The 17,368-nt window shown below is 37.6% G+C and carries 13 protein-coding genes and 1 pseudogene; 9 read left to right on the top strand and 5 right to left on the bottom strand.

What is annotated here, in order from left to right; genetic code table 11:
* The first annotated feature begins 1 nt into the window (after nt 1).
* A complete protein-coding gene (locus G8Y84_RS07840; RefSeq protein ID WP_165806257.1) occupies nt 2–1,891 on the top strand; it encodes an FtsX-like permease family protein in 1,890 nt (629 codons plus the stop codon).
* Between the two features lie 45 nt (nt 1,892–1,936).
* Here G8Y84_RS07840 and G8Y84_RS07835 read toward each other — a convergent pair whose 3' ends face one another.
* Together G8Y84_RS07835 and spn are read right to left on the bottom strand one after the other, a co-directional pair.
* Nucleotides 1,937–2,563, bottom strand: a complete 627-nt coding sequence (locus tag G8Y84_RS07835) for an FMN-dependent NADH-azoreductase (RefSeq protein ID WP_037576676.1) — start codon at nt 2,561–2,563, stop codon at nt 1,937–1,939.
* Nucleotides 2,564–2,798: 235 nt separating this feature from the next.
* The gene (gene spn, locus G8Y84_RS07830) at nt 2,799–3,119 is read right to left on the bottom strand and encodes an SPIN family peroxidase inhibitor (RefSeq protein ID WP_165806256.1); all 321 of its coding nucleotides are present in this window, start codon (nt 3,117–3,119) and stop codon (nt 2,799–2,801) included.
* 888 nt (nt 3,120–4,007) lie between these two features.
* Here spn and mbcS point away from each other — a divergent pair.
* On the top strand, nt 4,008–5,591 hold the full coding sequence (mbcS, locus tag G8Y84_RS07825; protein WP_107363653.1) for an acyl-CoA synthetase MbcS: 1,584 nt from the start codon (nt 4,008–4,010) through the stop codon (nt 5,589–5,591).
* A gap of 956 nt (nt 5,592–6,547) precedes the next feature.
* On the top strand, nt 6,548–7,189 hold the full coding sequence (gene ycaC / locus G8Y84_RS07815) for an isochorismate family cysteine hydrolase YcaC (protein ID WP_165806255.1): 642 nt from the start codon (nt 6,548–6,550) through the stop codon (nt 7,187–7,189).
* Nucleotides 7,190–7,275: 86 nt separating this feature from the next.
* On the opposite strand, the gene G8Y84_RS07810 is transcribed toward ycaC, so the two are convergent.
* Together G8Y84_RS07810 and G8Y84_RS07805 are read right to left on the bottom strand one after the other, a co-directional pair.
* Nucleotides 7,276–7,698 carry an Hsp20/alpha crystallin family protein gene (locus G8Y84_RS07810; RefSeq protein WP_037576664.1) on the bottom strand — a complete coding sequence of 141 codons (423 nt, stop codon included), beginning with the start codon at nt 7,696–7,698 and terminating at the stop codon, nt 7,276–7,278.
* Nucleotides 7,699–7,885: 187 nt separating this feature from the next.
* Nucleotides 7,886–9,208 (bottom strand): Nramp family divalent metal transporter, encoded by a 1,323-nt coding sequence (locus tag G8Y84_RS07805; RefSeq protein ID WP_105963005.1) that lies wholly within the window; start codon nt 9,206–9,208, stop codon nt 7,886–7,888.
* A gap of 251 nt (nt 9,209–9,459) precedes the next feature.
* Between G8Y84_RS07805 and bioD the strand changes: the two genes are divergently transcribed.
* Genes bioD through G8Y84_RS07785 form a run of 4 tightly spaced genes read left to right on the top strand, consistent with a single transcriptional unit; the run spans nt 9,460 to nt 13,263 of the window.
* Nucleotides 9,460–10,152, top strand: coding sequence for a dethiobiotin synthase (gene bioD / locus G8Y84_RS07800; protein WP_165806254.1), 693 nt, complete (start codon nt 9,460–9,462; stop codon nt 10,150–10,152).
* Entirely contained in the window at nt 10,127–11,476 is a 1,350-nt protein-coding gene (gene bioA, locus G8Y84_RS07795; protein ID WP_165806253.1) for an adenosylmethionine--8-amino-7-oxononanoate transaminase, read from the top strand. Before bioD ends, bioA begins: the two co-directional genes overlap by 26 nt.
* Nucleotide 11,477: 1 nt before the next feature.
* Nucleotides 11,478–12,590 (top strand): aminotransferase class I/II-fold pyridoxal phosphate-dependent enzyme, encoded by a 1,113-nt coding sequence (locus G8Y84_RS07790; protein WP_165806252.1) that lies wholly within the window; start codon nt 11,478–11,480, stop codon nt 12,588–12,590.
* Entirely contained in the window at nt 12,583–13,263 is a 681-nt protein-coding gene (locus G8Y84_RS07785; protein ID WP_165806251.1) for a 6-carboxyhexanoate--CoA ligase, read from the top strand. Before G8Y84_RS07790 ends, G8Y84_RS07785 begins: the two co-directional genes overlap by 8 nt.
* Nucleotides 13,264–13,309: 46 nt before the next feature.
* Here the strand turns inward: G8Y84_RS07785 and G8Y84_RS07780 are convergent, their stop codons facing one another.
* Entirely contained in the window at nt 13,310–14,902 is a 1,593-nt protein-coding gene (locus G8Y84_RS07780) for an L-lactate permease (RefSeq protein ID WP_037576651.1), read from the bottom strand.
* A gap of 986 nt (nt 14,903–15,888) precedes the next feature.
* Between G8Y84_RS07780 and G8Y84_RS11600 the strand changes: the two are divergent.
* Both G8Y84_RS11600 and G8Y84_RS07770 read left to right on the top strand, forming a co-directional pair.
* Nucleotides 15,889–16,020, top strand: a pseudogene (locus G8Y84_RS11600) (KxYKxGKxW signal peptide domain-containing protein); the annotation flags it as partial.
* 217 nt (nt 16,021–16,237) lie between these two features.
* Nucleotides 16,238–16,681 (top strand): hypothetical protein, encoded by a 444-nt coding sequence (locus G8Y84_RS07770; RefSeq protein ID WP_165806250.1) that lies wholly within the window; start codon nt 16,238–16,240, stop codon nt 16,679–16,681.
* Nucleotides 16,682–17,368 lie beyond the last annotated feature (687 nt).

Raw genomic sequence — 17,368 nt, 5'->3', positions numbered from 1 at the left:
AATGACACTACCATTGATTTTAAAACTCGTGAAACGTAACTTTATTGCGTTAAAGACACTGTTCATTCCATTTATCCTTTCCGCAAGTATTATGTTGGGGTTAGAATATATCATCATTTCGATTATTTACAATGATTATATATTAGAACGTCACCCTGACTTGCCATTATTTTTAAAAACGATCAATGTCATTTTAATGATATTGACGAGTATTTTTATCATCTATTCCAATAGTTTTATTATGAAGCGGCGCCGCCAAGAATATGCCTTACAAATGGTGCTTGGATTAGAGAAAAGACACTTACATCTCATTTCATTGTTTGAATTAAGTGTTCAAATGATATTGACGAGTATTTTAAGTATTGTTGGTGGGTATTTATTCGGAAACTTACTGTTCGTTATGTTGAATAAGCTCATTAGTAAAACTCAAATTTCTATTATGCAATATCCATTTAGTATGAAGGCAGCAGGGATAACACTATTATTATGTGGAGGATTATTCCTCATCTTGTTTATGATTAATTTGATTCATACTAGTACACGAAGTCCTATCAAGTTGATGAATGAAAGTTATGCAGGGGAGAAAAAAACGAGAAATCGGATACTGATTCCGATGTGTCTCTTAGGGATCATCGCTTTAAGTTTTGGGTATTATCTCGCCCTTACAACTGAAACGATAGCCAGTTCGTTCCAAAGAATATTTAATGCTATCTTATGTGTGTTGATAGGTACCTATTGCTTGTTTATGTCGTTGAGTATTTTACTATTACAGGGCTTGAAACGCATGCCCAAAATCTATTATAAGCCAAAAAATTTCTTTTCCATTTCTGGTTTGTTGTCACGTATAAAAACCAATGTGGTAGGTCTCGCCAGTATTACGATGTTGTGCACATTTTTGATTGTGACAATGGGGATGACCCTCACGACATACCGAGGTCTTGAAGAACAAGTGAATAAACAAGTGAAAGAAGATTACGACGTATACTTTGATGGAAATCATAACTACAATCAAGAGACAAAACAGCGTGTGGCGTCATTTCAAAAAGAGGTTGCGTCAATTGCGCCAGTGGATCGATTCCGAGTGACTGCAACACAGATGATTGCGTTCAAATATCAAGATGGGGCGTTTAAAAAATCACCTCATGAAATGGGAATGTATACGAGTCAACTCGTCTATGGCGTGTTTGTGACTGAGAAAGATCATAATAAGGCAAAAAATCAACACATACATTTAAAAGACGACGAAATCGTTATTGCCTCAAGTTCACCTAAGTTTAAAAATTTGGACAAAGTAAAAGTGGCAGGAAAAACGTATAAAGTAATTACAAGTGATAAAGATGAAATTGGAAACCAAATCGCGGGAGATTCTTTATATGTGATTGTGAAGGATGATGCAACGTATAAAGACATTTCTAATTATTATGCGTCAAATCAAGAACAGCAACAATCCAAACAAGATTTAGGTAATACATCCATTAGTTTCAATCTTCAATCTGACAAGGAAGCATTTGAAAAAGCGATTCCGAAACTTGAGAAGAAATATGGTGTCCATGTGACTGTGAAAGATGAAGTAAGAAAGTCACTCTATGAACTTAACGGAGGATTAATATTCTTGGGGATGGTCGTATCCATCGTCTTGTTAGTAGGCACTTTCCTCATGTTGTATTACAAACAAATTATGTGGGTGTTCGTATTGCCTATTATTGTTGCTCTCATTCATACCCTTTTTGCAGGTAAAATTATTTATTATCTATTAGGTATTTTAGGAGTTCGAGATATCTCACTATTTTTAACGAGTTATATTGCTGTTATATTTGCCGTTGTTATAACTTATGGCCTCATGTACTGGGTGACTTCGACCATTTATTACAAAATAGTACAAACAAAATAAAAAAATCCCTCTATCTCCTCATGAGATAGGGGGATTTTTGATATCTTAGAATGTTTGACCTAATTCTTTAGCTTTAAGAATAGCAGCAGATTTGATTTCTTCGCTACGTTCTGGTGCTTTGTTGTGACCTTCAACAATAACATTTTCATAAGTTGGTACACCGAAGAATGTCATCATTGCGCGAAGGTAGCTATCACCATGTTCTAAATCTTTAGCAGGACCTTCGTTGTAATAGCCGCCACGAGATTGAATGTGAAGGGCTTTTTTATCAGTTAAAAGACCTACAGAACCTTCTGAAGTATATTTGAATGTTTTACCTGCAACAGCAACTGAGTCGATATAAGCTTTCATTACTGGAGGGAATGAAAGGTTCCACATTGGTGTGACAAATACATATTTATCAGCAGATACAAATTGATCTGAAAGTTCATTTAAACGTGAAACTTTTTTCTCTTCTTCTGAAGTTAAAGCTTCGCCATTTTGTAATTTGCCCCAACCTGAAAATACATCTCCATCAATAAATGGAATATAGTCTTTAAATAAATCGATGTGTACGATTTCATCTTCAGGGTGGTTTTCTTTATAAGATTCAATAAATGCTGTTCCAGCAGCCATTGAGTTAGAAACTAATTCATCTAATGGGTGTGCAGTAATATAAAGTAATTTTGACATCTTCAATTCGCATCCTTTTCTATTTCGTTTAATTCGCTTGATTGATTACAAATCATATTATACACAGTATACAAAATATATCAACAATTTATTTCGAATTCGTAACAAATCAGACTAATGGCCGATATGAAGAGGTGTCAAAGTACACTTTTTGAGGGGTGAGACAAAACAGAACGCCATGACGGGGAGTCATGGCGCAAGATTTGAAGTTAGACATATATTTATAGTAGTTTTTTTATTTTTTAATTAAGTAGTCGTATTTAGACGTATCTAAACCTTGAGATTTTGCTTTTTTTACAAAGTCTGATACGGAATTGAATCCTTGTAATTTTAAGTAAGCTTTTAAGTTTGCCTTAATTTTTTTGTCGGCTTTTTTATCGACGATAATTCCGACGTAATCAAGCTCATGTTCTAAGATACGTGAATCATCTTGTAAAACAATTCCGTTCTGAGATTTAACTGCGGCATCAGCTTTCGCGTGTGGGACTGCGACAAATAGACCTGTTGCTAAAACTCCTGTAGTTACTGCTGTTAAAATGACTTTGTTTACATTCATTAGAATCACTCCTATTTGTTTGATGAGTTAACTATATCACGAATTTTTTTAAAATTGTTTTTATTTAATCATTCTTAAGACGATTTAAGCACCTGTTAAATGTGACGAAGCTTGATTTAATATAGTGCTGATATAGTGCATTTTGAGAGGTTCGGGTAGACTAACGGGAGAGCGCGGGAAGACTGACGCGAGGCATAACTATGTGAGCGGAAAGCACACATTGAGTTAAAAGTTTAAGTTAGAACAAAGTGATTCATTAATGTAGAAATGCATTTTGAAATGATTGAGGTGTGAAATAAAAAATTGAGATCCACTTCTATAGAGCTAGCGGGACGTCGCTCAAAGTAAAATAAAAAGTGGCTAAATGCCAAGGCTTATTGCGTATAAACGACGTTTAATTCACATATTTTGACTTATCCATCGTCAACTGATATAGTATCAATGAATTTAAATTAAAAAAGGGTTGCATGCGGCAACATCCAACCCTTTATGACCGATAAACGACATTTTATAATATGCAAACCATTTAACACTGTGTTAAATGGTTATTTTTTTTGTTGTGTCATCATCAGTAAGCTCATGACGGTGAACACAATCATCAGCATTTGATAATCTGACATGACATACGACTCCTTTGTTTTATGGACTCTATAAGCATCACCCCATTTTAAAGATTTCTTACGTCATCAACCGGTCTAAATGTATACTAACATAATGCGAACATATGTTCTACTTTTTCGCATGAAAATCTGAAACAGTTTCCGATTATCAACGACTTAAGCCATATTTTAGTACCTGATGTCAATTCTTTTTACGCTATAAGTGTATTTTCTTTGGTGACGCCCGTTCCTCTGATACCATTATTTTAGAGAGAAAGGAAGTTTAAAAATGAACAAAGCTGAATTAGTTGCACCGAAAAACTATAATATCGTTGATGAAATTGAAAAACATTCACAAAACCCACAAAAGCTCGCCTTAATTTATGAAAAAGGTTTTGATGCGCCTGAAAAAGTTACTTACACCGAGCTTATTAAACAAGCGAATCGCGTTGGCCACGTCTTAACTAAAAGTGGTTTAAAAAAAGGAGACCGCATTCTAGTCATGCTTCCACGTGCGATTGAAACTTATGAAATTTATATCGCTGCTTTAAAGTTAGGACTCACCATTATTCCGAGTTCGGAAATGTTGCGCACGAAAGATTTGCAATATCGCATTACGCATGGCAGTGTGGCTGCGGTAATTACAATGCCTGAATATATTAAAGAATTTGAACGTGTGGAAGAATATGAGACCCTGATCAAATTGCTCGCCAATGGAGAACATGAAGATTGGACGGCAATAGCATCTGAAAAAATGAAACAACCTGAAGAATTGGAAAGCGTCTCGACAACACGTGATGATTTGGCCATTTTATCATATACCTCGGGCACAACAGGGAACCCTAAAGCGGTGATGCATACGCACGGATGGGGATTTGCGCATATGCAACTTGCCCCGAAACAGTGGTTAAACATTCAAGAAGATGATCTCGTGTGGGCAACAGCAGCACCGGGTTGGCAAAAATGGGTATGGAGTCCCTTTTTATCAATTATGGGTTCAGGCGCTACCGCATTTGTCTATAACGGAAAGTTCAAAGCTTCTCGCTATTTAGAATTACTCCAAGACTTTAAGATTAACGTCATATGTTGTACACCGACCGAGTATCGTATGATGGCGAAACTAAATAATTTGGATTCGTACGATTTATCACATTTACGTAGTGCAGTATCAGCAGGGGAACCGCTGAACCGAGATGTGGTCGATAAATTTGAACAACATTTTGGGTTAACAGTACGCGATGGCTATGGACAAACAGAAAGCACATTACTCATCGGCTTTTTAGAAGATACGCCGAAACGCCCAGGTGCAATGGGAAAAGCGATACCTGGAACCGGTGTGACCATTATAGACGATGACGGAACGGAATTAGGTCCTAACGAAGAAGGCAATATTGCGGTGCCGTTAGACTTACCTGCGTTGTTTAAAGGGTATTTAAACGATGAAGCCCGTACGAAAGAAGCTCGTCTCGCAGGGTATCACATCACAGGCGACTTGGCACAAAAAGATGCAGACGGTTATTTTTGGTTTGAAGGACGTAAAGATGACATTATTATTAGCTCGGGCTATACGATTGGGCCATTTGAAGTAGAAGATGCATTAACACATCATGAAGCCGTGAAAGAATGTGCCGTTGTCGCAAGCCCACATCCTGAACGAGGGAATATCGTCAAAGCTTTCGTTATTTTACAAGAGGGCTATGAAGCAAGTGACGCACTTATTCATGATATGCAACAGTTTGTGAAGCAAAGTGTGGCACCTTACAAATATCCACGCGCGATTGAATTTGTCGACCATTTGCCGAAAACAAATTCTGGTAAAATTCGTCGTGTGGTTTTACGCAATGAAGAAAAGAAAAAACATCAGTCAAAATAGCATTTTGAGATAAATGCTTTTACTGATGCTCAATGTACGTATAACGTCTCATTTCCTATTTAATTGCTATTAAAAGAGTCATCAAAATTTATCTGAGGGTAAATTTTGATGGCTTTCTCACTCTAAGTGGGTACGCCGTCCAGATTTATAAAAAGTAAAGCGAAAAGACGCTATATATTAATGCGCACATATTGATGAGACATAAACTGATATACAATATGTAGTCATAACTTTTAAGGATACCCATGACGCAAATGATGAAGGATAGACTGATCCAAGCACATATAAGGAACCCCAAAGTTTGAAACAATGAAGGGGCAATCAGTGTGCCCACGCTTAAACAAACGGATAGAATTGTAAATGAAAGTGCGAGCCATTTATAAAATAGAGACATGATATTATAAACTCCTAAAAATGTTCCGATTCATTATATCATAATTATATTATTTCGTAACGTCTTTATGGATGCCTTCTGCTGCGCGGATGCCACTGAAAATACAGCCTCCTAAAAATGTTCCTTCTAACGCACGATAGCCATGGACGCCTCCTTTTTTAAAAATTCTGTGGCCGCAACCAAACCACTTAATCCAGCACCAATAATATGGACGTGCTTCTGCATATCATCACCTCATTATTTATTACAATAATTATCTCATAGTTTTATAAAAGGAAAAAATGATATTGAAAAGTGTATCGAAATAAGAAGGCCATCACACCCAAGTTGACGAATGACAATAACTTTGAAAATGGGGCGAGAGAAACTGTAAAATTCGAAAAGCGTTTGATTGAAGACTGAACATGGGTAGAGTTAAAAGTTCCATTTTTAGAAAATGACAAGTTTTCAAGAAAATATACAACATAAGTGTATGCGTTTACATCAAGTGTGAATTTTGCGATAATGAAAGCATAAGTAGGTATACTATTTATATTGAACATGGATACAGGAGGGTTTTTCCATGGCAAAAAATCAAGATTTGTATCAACGTTTAAACAAAGATGATGCGGTTGTATTATTAGTCGATCATCAAATTGGATTAATTTCTTCACTTGTTCGTGACTACGGTGTAGATGAATTTAAAAACAATGTCGTGGCATTGGCAGAAACGGCGAAATTCTTTGATCTTCCCGTTATTTTAACGACAAGTTTTGAAGAAGGGGCCAATGGGCCATTAATGAAAGAAATTACAGATATTTTTCCGGATGCTACTAAAATTCCAAGACCCGGTCAAATCAATGCTTGGGATAATGAAGATTTTGTGGAAGCGGTTAAGAAAACAGGTAAAAAACAAATTATCATTGCCGGCGTAGTGACAGACGTGTGTGTGGCACACCCAGCACTTTCAGCAATTAATGAAGGATTTGAAGTATTCGCAGTTGTCGATGCCTCAGGTACCGTCAGCAAACAAGTCGCAGATGCAGCGCTCATGAGAATGCAACAAGGGGGCGTACAGTTAACAAACTGGTTCAGCGTCGCAAGCGAATTACAACGTGATTGGAGAAACGATCCAGACGGTTTTGGCGCGTTACTCACAAATAACTTACCAGGATATCAAAACGTGATGGGCAGTTATCTTGCTGCACAATCACAACAAAAATAGAGAGAAAAGGGTGAGAACATTGACGTCTCACCCTTTTTTACATAAAAAAGCTGAAGTGGGAGGGGAGTCACTTCAGCTTTGATTATTTAGTTAATAGTAATACGTGAACTTGAGTCATTTTCATTTTGGTTTTTAGGCAATGTAATGTGAAGCACACCTTTATCGTAAGAAGCTTCAATATTGTCACGACGCACATCGTTAAATGAAAATTGACGTTTCACACTAGACGTATGGCGTTCACGGTGAATGATGACACCTTCATCATTTTCCTCTTTATTATCTTCACTATGACTAGCCGCAATCGTTAAAATATTGTTGTTAAAATCAACACTAATATCAGATTTGTCCATACCTGGTAATTCAGCAGACACGATATAAGCATCGTCACGTTCAGTAATATCTGTTTTAAAGTCGTTTGTATTTAATAAACCTTGTCCAAAGTCTCTAAATAAGTCACTTGGATTCATGTCAAAAATTGAATTGTTAAATGGTTTCATTTGGAATGCCATAAAGCATCGCTCCTTCATATTATCATTATTTCGTCAATATCAAGAAACTGGTTGTGATGAAGGGAGGTAACTGATGTCCTATCCCTTACAAGTCTTATTATAAGACAAAGGTCAAAATTAGTCAAGGTCAAAGTTTGATTTTAAAAATTCCCCTTAGTTTTCTATTCTAAGGGGATACAGTGGAATTCTACATCATTTCCATAAGAGTACTTATAATCAAATAGATGTTCAATATGCATAGAATTAGAGTGAGTAGCCAACCGACAATATTTACCCATCTTGTGTTGATAAATGCGTCGCCCATTATTGTCTTATTATTTGTAGCCAAAATGAGCGGAATCATACTTAGAGGGAGGGCTAGGCTTAAGAAGACTTGAGTGAAAACTAATAAATCTTCAATTTTTTGCGCATTTGCCCCGTAAATCAATAAACAAAAAAATACGGGTAGAATGGCGAGTAATCGTGTCACTACACGGCGGACCCACGGTTGCATTTTTAAATGGATAAAACCTTCCATAACGATTTGGCCAGATAATGTACCCGTAATGGTTGAATTTTGGCCTGCCGCAAGTAAAGCGACTGCGAAAAGTGTACTTGTCACGCCACCACCAATCGCACTTGCCACGTGTGATGTTTTGAGCGCATCATACAATTCATAAAAACGTCCTAAGTCTTGGCTGGTGCCGTAGAACAATGCTGCTCCCAAAATTAACAATAAACAGTTAACAACAAAGGCGATAGACAACTGAATATTTGAGTCGATTTGCGCAAATTGAATGGCCGACTTTTTAGCGGAGACACTGTTTCTATCGTATTTACGGGATTGCACGATTGATGAATGTAAATAAAGGTTGTGTGGCATAATTGTAGCCCCGATAATTCCTAAAGACATGTACAAAATACCATTATGGGTAACGATCTCTTTTTGTGGAATAAACCCTTTTAAAATATCGCTCACTCCCGGTTGAGCCATATAGACTTCGAATAAAAATATTATGAGAATCGTGAAAATCAGAACGCCGACAATGGCTTCGATTTTTCTAAATCCAAATTTCATAATGAGCAATAGTAAAAATACGTCGGCAATTGTAATGACTGCGCCAACGATTAACGGAATATGGAACAATAAGTTTAAGGCAATCGTACTCCCAATGACTTCTGCAATATCTGTTGCCATAATCGCGAGTTCCGCAATTAACCAAGCGATGACAGCCATTTTTTTAGAAATCATATGACGTGTCACTTGTGCTAAATCCATACCACTTGCGATACCTAAACGTGCGCACATGGATTGTAAAAACATCGCACTTATACTCGAAATGAAAATGACGAATAATAAGATATAGCCATAACTTGCGCCACCCCCTATGGAGGTGATCCAGTTACCGGGATCCATATAACCGACTGCAACTAAAAGGCCAGGACCGATAAACTTTGATAAACGTGAGAGGTAGGACCCTTGGTCATCGAAACTGACTGTGTTGTTGATATCTTCTAAACTTTTACTCATTTTAAGCACCTCCACACAATTATTTAGGTTTACCTAACAAAGTTATTATACAATAATTTTTGAAGGTGTAAAGTGTGAGCGGTTTTGAGGTTAAGAGTAATTCTAAGTAGATTTTAAATCAATTGCTACAAAAGGTGATTGATCAATTTGCACACCTATATTGTAAACTTAATATTTAAATAGGTTTACAATTAAAGGAGTTCGTTTTAAGATGTTAAAGTGTACTTATTTTATACATATAGGTGAAAATGATGAAAATATTTATTACTGGTACAAATACAGATGTAGGTAAAACTTATGTCGTGACAAGATTATGGCAATGGTTGAATCATCGAGGGATTTCAACAGTGATTTTTAAACCTTTTCAAACTGAAGAACTGGAGGAAGGGCTTTATCCAGATCTTGAAGCCTATCGCACGTTATGCGGATTAGATTATGAACTTACAGGGCTGTATACCTTTCATGAAGCGGTGTCGCCGCATCTTGCCTTTAAGCAGGAACCACATCAACAGTTTGATTTAAATAAAGTCCTTTCTAAATTGGCGTATCTTGAAACGCAATATGATGTTGTACTCATCGAAGGCGCTGGTGGCATTGCTGTGCCGATTTATGTTGAAAATGAGACTTTTTTTATGACAACAGACTTGATAAAGGCAACGGCTGATGTTGTGTTGAGTGTCGTACCGGCAAAGCTTGGCGCAATTAGTGAAACGCTCGTGCATCAATCGTATCTAGATACACATGAATGTCCGCCGAATATCATATTAATGAATCGCTATACGTATACGGTCATCGAACAGGACAATCGGTTGACCTTGCAATCCTATTTGAAAACACCCATTGTCACCTTTCCTGAAAATGGAAAAATGACAGATATTCCAGAAACTATTTTCAACTATTTCAAGGAGGTCACTTTTCATGAAACATCAAACACTCGTCGATAAAAACTTAGAATACGTTTGGCATCCTTTCACGCAAATGGGGGTCTATCGTCAAAAGGATCCCATCATTATCGAAAAAGGGAAAGGGAGCTATTTATATGATACGAAGGGACGACGTTATCTTGATGGTTACGCATCACTTTGGGTGAATGTTCATGGGCATCACAACAAACGTTTGAATAAAGCCATTGAAAAACAATTAAAATCGATTGCGCATTCAACATTACTTGGTTCTTCCAACATTCCATCGATATTATTAGCTGAAAAGCTCGTCGATATCACGCCACGTACTTTACGCAAAGTGTTTTATTCTGATACAGGCAGTGCGGCAGTGGAAATTGCGATAAAAATGGCCTATCAATATTGGAAAAACGTCGACCCCGTCAAATATCGCAAAAAGAATAAATTTATCACGCTTAAAAATGGTTATCACGGTGATACGATAGGTTCCGTGAGTGTCGGGGGCATTGAGACGTTTCATCAAATTTTCAACGATTTGATTTTTGAAAATATTCAAGTGACTTGTCCCTCTTTTTATCATAGTACTTATGACACAGAAGAAGATTTAAAAGAAGCGGTATTAAATCAGATTGAACGTGTACTTAGAACGCGTGGTGATGAGATTGTGGGCGTCGTGATGGAACCGCTTATTCAAGGGGCGACCGGTCTCTTCGTACATCCTAAAGGGTTTCTCAAAGGGGTAGAACAATTGTGTCGTCAATATGACGTGCTCATGATTGTGGATGAAGTGGCAACAGGATTCGGTCGCACTGCGGAACTCTTTGCCTGTGAGCATGAACAAGTGGAACCGGATATTATGTGTCTTGGAAAAGCTATTACTGGCGGTTATTTACCACTCGCTGCCACAGTGACGTCTCAACGGATTTATGATGCGTTTTTAAGCGATGCACATGGGCAAAAAACGTTTTTCCATGGTCATACCTACACAGGCAATCAAGTCGTTTGTGCGTTGGCGCTCGAAAATATTCAAATGATCAAAGAAAAACATCTTATTCGTCATATTCAAAAAACGTCCAAAGTGCTGGAAAGACAATTAAGACAATTAGAAACATTGCCACATGTAGGGAATGTGCGAGGGAGAGGGTTGATGTTTGCGGTTGAACTCGTGTCAGATCGTCAAAAGAAATCGCCACTCGCCATTGCGACGGTGGAGCGCATCATTGCGGAATGTAAAAAACGAGGATTGATGATTCGTAATTTAGAGCACATCATCACATTTGTGCCTGTACTGAGTATGTCCAAACGTGAAATTAAAAAAATGACCCATATTTTTAAAAATGTTTTAGAAGATATTTTGGGAGATTAAGATGCAGTTTCAATCATATTTAGAACAGTTGCAACAACAGGGTCAGTATCGTCAGTTGAGGGAAGTCGAAACGGCGCGAAAACAAAGGTTATATCGGGATGGACAAGCATGGATAAACTTCACCTCAAATGACTACCTTGGCCTTGGCCAGCGCACTATAGATATGGACGTGTTAGAGCGAGCTATTCAAAAATATGGGGCACATTTAGGAAGTTCTCGACTGGTTAGTGGGCATTCGACATTATACGCAGAGATTGAACAAGACATCAGTGAAGCTTATGGATTTGAAGGGGCCCTTTTATTGGGAAGCGGTTATGAGGTGAATTTGGCGGTTTTTCAAATGTTTAAAAAGCAGGATGTCGTCGTTTTTTCTGATGCATTGAATCACGCGAGTATTATTGATGGCATTCAGTTAGCACGTGTCAAAAAGGTCGTCTTTCCTCATTTAGATTATGCACGTTTAAAAATGGAAATGGCCAAATATCCTCATCAATTGAAAGTGATCGTGACGGATACAATTTTTTCAACAAATGGACATATGGCAGATCTTCATCAATTGAGACGCCTCAAATCAGAATTTCCGGGGACGCTGTTGGTTGTCGATGATGCCCATGGGTTTGGATTAGGCTACGGTACGGGTTATGAAAATATTGATATTGTCACGACAAGTTTATCAAAAGCAATGGGGGCACACGGGGGACTTATTTTATGTTCCTATGTGATTCGAGAGATGTTGATTAATACCGCACGCCCCCTCATTTATTCGAATTGTTTGCCCACAATGAATCTGTTTTTAATTCAAGAGCAGTTTCAGGCTCTTCAAAACGCAGATTTTGAAAGAAGACAATTACATCAAAATATTCAGTACTTTAATGACATGAATGAAAATACAGAACACACTTTAACATCAATTAAAACGGTGACATATGAAAATGTACATACTGCCAAAGCGATGCATAGTCAGTTACTGGATTCAGGATTTTGGGTGAGTTTATTTCGACCACCGACAGTCGCAACGCCAGCGTTAAGAATGTCGTTAAGTGCATTTCATGAACAAGAAGACATTATGCGTTTACACACTATACTCAAAAAAGGAGACACCCCTCATGTATAGTATTAAAATGCGTGCTTCAGAAGATAACCAACATATCAGTGGCGCAGAGACGATTTGTGAAGCGAAGGATATTGAACAAGTCATCGCCGCATATTTTCATAAAGGCTTCCAACATGAAAATGGAGACGCTGATTTTTTAAATTTAAAAATTGAAAAAATCACTTCACCACTTGTTCAACTCCAAGCGTTACCTATTATCGAGGTACAATCACAAACTTTTAAACAACTCGCGTTAGATAGGAAAATTACTGATAAAGCAATGGAGCAAGCATGGCAATATATTACGAACCCAACGTGTTATCGAGGAGCGATTATTCTCGATGCTACTACAGGTGAAAGGTTAGATAACTTTGGGGAGCGGGGGTGTCGTGTGACGCATTTTTGTTTCCAACACCAAAGTTCCAAATCACCTCTGAATGAACGCGTGAGAGATGCGCTTTCTATTGCCTCTATTATTCAATCGAACGAAGGGGTTGTGGGAGAGCTGTGTGTTTCTGATGATGTGAACTACACCACGGGCTATTTTGCTGATGCAAAGGGGTATCATCGCTTGCACAATGTAAAAATGAAAGGTTCTCGTGTCGGAGGACGAATCATTTTTGTGAATCAGAAATTTCAGCTAGAGTCATTTCTTTATTTTTGCCAACAACAACCCAAACGGGTGATATATTAAAGGCGTATGCGAATCATCGCACACGCCTTTTTTACATGTCTTTATATTATAAGAAAAATGTCGTAAATAGATAAGCACTAATACCTGCGAGTAAGCAGTAAAGGAGGGCAGGGCCTAAGGTTTTACGGATAACACTACCTTCTTTACCTGCCATATTTACTACCGCACACACCGCAACTACGTTATGCACACAAATCATGTTGCCGGCAGCCGCACCGATAATTTGTGCAGCAAGGACAGTAGTTGTATTCCCTTCAATCGCAGCAGCTATATTCGCTTGAACAGGAGCAAAAGTTAATGTTGAAACAGTGGCACTTCCCGTAATGAAAGAACCTAAAGCGCCAAGGAAAGGTGCCACGAAGAGCCACATTTGGCCAAACGTTGACGCCATACCATTTGCAATGTATTCTGGCATACTGATTAAGTCTTTGGTGTTAATACCAGAATTACTAAAGACGTGAACCATCGCGAGGGTCGCGATTAAAGTGATTCCTGTAATACGAATGGTTTTAATCGAATCTTTACACGCTTTCGTGAAGTTTTTCATTGATTTGCGTTGAATGAGTACCGCAAGAAAAGCTGCGACGACTAAAATCGTTCCTGGAGAATATAAGACTTCCCAACTGGAAGAAATCGATTCATAACCTAAAATGTTGTTCCATGATAAGTTGAAGACCGATGTCGTAAATGCCTTAACGGGTGCAACCACACGTGTCAATAATAGTAAAGCAACAACAATTAGGTACGGAGACCACGCTGAAAGCAAACTCATTTGATGCGTTGTTTGTGGTTTCGACTCATAAACTTCAGATAAAGCGTCTTTCCATTCATTTTTTGGCACAAGCCATCCTTTTTTAGCTGTGAACACTGCAACAATAATCGTTGTCAATGAACTTAAAATAGAAACAAATTCTGGACCTGTTAATAACGCATAAGCCAAAGCGGAAAGGACGTAGGTAACACCAATTAACAACGTCCAAGGTAAAATTTCTAAAATTGCTTTTAATTTATCACTTTTCCCAAAGAAAACAATCATTGTAATGACAATAATGCTCGGTATTAAAATACCACTTAATAAGTCAAGCATTGTAATACGAATGGCCGTTTCTGAAAACAAATGGGCATTCGCATTCTTTAAGGTACTTAAGCCAACAATAACAGGCGTGCCTACTGCGCCAAATGATACTGCAACACTATCCGCAATCAACGCGGTCGCCACACTTGTTAAGGGTTTGAACCCTAAAGCCACCATTAAAGGTGCAGTTACCATGGCAGGTGTACCAAAACCTGAAGCCCCTTCGATTAATGACCCGAATAAAAACGCCACAATAATAACTTGTACACGCATATCACCGGATACATTTTGGAAACCCGCATTGATACGATCAACGGCTGATGTTTCTCTCAATGTATTTAATAATGTGAGTGCACCAAACAATATTAAGATAATCGTTAACGTTTTATGTATCCCCTGTAAAAAAGAAGCAGCAATGACGCCAGCTTCGATGCCCCATGCAAACATTCCTAAAATCGTTACTACAACTGCACTAATCGTCATCCCAACTAAAGCAGACATACGTAGTAAGACTAAAAAGATGAATGGAACAATAACTGCACTTAATGCCACAAGCATTAACATAGTTCCCACCTCGAATTTCAATTTTTCAAACTACATTCAACACTCATCTGATGACCAGATGATAGTGATATGCAAATTGTAAGCGTTTTTCTGAATTTATTCAACTGTACACTTAAGGATTATGTAATTAAATGAAACGATTTCATAAAAAATACTTATTTTAAACTAAAGAAGGAATATCGACAGTTCAAATTCAGAAAAACAGTGTAGTTTTTCTTCCTATTTAAATATAATAATGGGCATGTTTACTTGGGGTATGCAAGCTTTTATTTAAGGGTGTGAAAACGCTTGAATTAACGAAATGAAATGATAATGATTCGAAAATATTATGATAAAAAAATATAGACACAACAAGAAATAAGATATAGAATATAGCAATCAATTGTTTATTTTTAAAATCACTTAAGCACACAACAATTAATTATTACGATTTTTAGTTCCAAACATACATAAATGACAAATTAAGTGCATTACAAGATGAGGTATCGTGCATTTGACCCATGAACAAAAAATTCAACAGTGACAAATCTCTGTAGCACAATGTTTTCATTAGTTTTCAAATATGTTCATGAGACAAATGGACAAACCAAAATTATTTTTGAATTAGTCATTTCTATTTAATGATTAAAAAAATTAACGAAACAAGACAATTTTGTTGTGAAAATCAAATAATTAGGATGCAACTTATGTGAAGCTAGAATTTTCAGACAATTGATAATAAAGCTTTTCTAGCACGTCGATAGATTGAATTGCTAGAACAATTTCAAAGAAAAGGATTACTAAAAATAACTCGTTCAAGTATATATCTTTTTTATATTAAAACCATATAAAGAAACCGACTAAATTTTGAAAAAATTTAAGTTGCTCCAAATTTAAAAGGGGTATATGATGTAAAAGTATATTTTTAGTTTCAAAGTAGTGGGATAATTTTTCGGAAATAAAGAGAAGGTTAAAAGTTTCCCGAATACATTAACGGGAGTTTTGCAATGACAAAAAAATTAAGGGAATTTAAAAGAAGTTTTGGTCAAGAAAAAGCAAGAGTGAAATTGTACAAATCCGGTAAAAACTGGGTTAAAGCTGGCATTAAGGAAATTCAATTGCTCCGTTTAATGGGTCTGCCATTTTTAACGGAGAAAGTAGAAAAAGAAGATGAGGGACTACAAAATATCGGTGGATTCATCAAAAGAAACGCATTGAAAACAACTGCCTTAACAGGCGGGATGTTTACCGTTAATATGTTGCATGATCAACATGCTTTCGCTGCTTCTGAAGCCCCTGTAACGTCAGAACTTACGACGCAAAGTCAAACAGTCGGAGATCAAACGTCTGTAACGATTGAACAATCACAATCGACAACTGACAGCCAAGCATCAACGTCTGCAACAAGTGATGCTTCAACTTCTACTGCAAGTGAGAGCAGTGCGTCATCTGAGCGTCAGACTTCAACAGATAGCCAAAGCACGTCTACAAAAGACAGTCAATCGACATCAACAAACAGTCAAAGTACGTCATCAAAAGACAGTCAATCAGCATCAACAGATAGTCAGAGTATGTCTACAAAGGATAGCCAAAGTACATCGTCTGATAGCAAAAGTCAAAGCACTTCTTCGGAGAGTACGTCAAAAAGCACGAGTACGAGCGATTCCTCATCAACAAGCAGTAAGTCTGGTAGCCAATCAACAGACGCTACCTCGACGAGTGCGACATCGACTTCGACATCATTGTCAACCTCTGATAGCACAAGTCAAAGTACAGCACCGTTATCATTACGTTCATTAAGCCTAAGAGCAGCGCCGACAACATTTGCTGCTGTCGCTGCAACAGCACCTGTGACACAGACATATACGGGAACAGGCACAGATACATTGTATAAATTGCCAATTTATTACAAGTTGATCGTGACAAGTGATGGTACGGCATTAACCTTCACGTACTATGTATCATATGACAATCCAAATACAGCGACAGTGGAAGTCGCTCCATTGAATCGCCCGTTAAACGTTAAGAATACGAATGATAGTCTTAAAACAATGTTGAATTTAGGTAGTGGCTATGGACAACCGTCAGCGGTGACACAGTCTATTACTACAGGGGGCTATACAACAACGAACGAAAATCTAATTGCTCCTGCTACGACACCAATGCAAAGTAATGGTAGTGGTTACTATTGGCAAGGGTTACCTACTATGAATGGAACTTATGCTAATAAAGGTGATGCCATTATGGCAAAATGGTCAGTGCCGATTACTAACCCTAACGGTGATTTAAATTGGACTTTCTCACCTTATGCCAGTCAAACCGGGGCAACATTGCCAAACTATTTTACAGGGGCAGTCACTGGGAATGATCCTGTAACAAGTACATCATTGAGTAACTCAACGAACGCATCGATAAGTGCATCAACAAGTACGTCACTCAGTAACTCAAGAAGTGCGTCATTAAGTACATCGTTGAGTGCATCACAAA

Origin of the sequence: Staphylococcus sp. 11511212 (genome assembly GCF_011394755.1) — a bacterium.
Taxonomy (GTDB): Bacteria; Bacillota; Bacilli; order Staphylococcales; family Staphylococcaceae; genus Staphylococcus; species Staphylococcus chromogenes.
This window is presented reverse-complemented; position numbering and strand designations above follow the sequence as displayed.